Source organism: Alexandriicola marinus, from assembly GCF_004000435.1.
Lineage (GTDB): Bacteria > Pseudomonadota > Alphaproteobacteria > Rhodobacterales > Rhodobacteraceae > Alexandriicola > Alexandriicola marinus.
Map to the genome: position 1 here is coordinate 1 of NZ_RBVZ01000056.1, position 1,051 is coordinate 1,051.

Annotated in this window: 2 protein-coding genes; both read left to right on the forward strand. The window is 62.8% G+C overall.

Translation table 11 applies throughout. The features are described 5' to 3' along the window. Positions 1–3 precede the first annotated feature (3 nt). The gene (locus EP376_RS22650) at positions 4–942 is read left to right on the forward strand and encodes an ArdC family protein (RefSeq protein ID WP_127657724.1); all 939 of its coding nucleotides are present in this window, start codon (positions 4–6) and stop codon (positions 940–942) included. Between the two features lie 23 nt (positions 943–965). Beyond that, the coding region (locus EP376_RS23460) for a DUF6330 family protein (protein WP_238930926.1) at positions 966–1,051 on the forward strand (86 nt) is incomplete at its 3' end.

A 1,051-nucleotide genomic window follows, 5' to 3' on the forward strand; every position in this document is an offset into this window, starting at 1 on the left:
GCCATGGCCCGATCCCGCACGCCCAAATTCGATGCCTCAGAGGTCATCACAAACGAAATCATCCGTATCATTGAGCGCGGCGTCCTGCCGTGGCGCAAGCCATGGACCGCAGGTGGCAGCTGTCGCCCCCTGCGCGTGGGCGGGGAACCCTACCAGGGAGTGAACAACTTCCTGCTGACGATGCGGACCGTGATGGCGGGCCACAGCTCTCCCTTCTGGATGACGCTGCCGCAGGCCAATGGGTTGGACGCAAAGGTTCGCAAGGGCGAAAAGTCCTCTGTCGTCGTCTATTACGGCCAAAGCCGGAAAGACGCGGGCGGCGAGGACGACCGCAGCGATGGCGATGATCGCTCCGAGGAAGCCCACATCTTCCGCTTCCAGAAATCCTACCGCGTGTTCAACGCCTGCCAGATCGAGGGCTTGCCCGACAGCTTCTACCCTGAGCCGGAGCCCGTGCCCGAGCATCCGCCGTCCGAGTCCATCCCGCACATGCAGGCGTTTTTCGATGCCATCGACATCACAACCGTCTTCACGGGCACGGAGGCGTACTATTTGCCCCCCGTGGACAAGGTCTACATGCCGTCCATCACGCGGTTCCAGGACCCGTGCAATTTTTACGGGGTCTGGGCCCATGAGCTGGCCCATGCCACGAAAGCCCCCCATCGACTGAACCGTGATTTCGGGTTCTCGAAGTTCGGCAACACGTCCTATGCGCGCGAGGAGATCGTCGCGGAATTGACCGCGGTGTTCCTGGGTCAGACGCTCGGCTTCACGGCGCATACGCTCGAGATGAATGCCGCCTACCTCCACAACTGGTTGCGCGTTCTTCGGTCGGACAAGGGTGCGATCTTCAAGCACGCCGCGGATGCGCAGCGCGCCTGCGACTACCTGATCGCCAGATCGGAGACGGGCAGGGCAGGGGGCCGCGCCGAGGCCGCCTGACCACACGGAAAACGGAGACTCGCATGTCACGCAAGGAACCCAAGAAGCTGCGGGTGGCCTGCTTCGCTGACGGCCGCCGCAAGATCATCACCTTCAAGCGCAGTGCCTA

Coding starts and splice junctions, on each gene's coding strand:
- EP376_RS22650 (WP_127657724.1), top strand. CDS start 4: ATGGCCCGATCCCGCACGCCCAAATTCGATGCCTCAGAGGTCATCACA.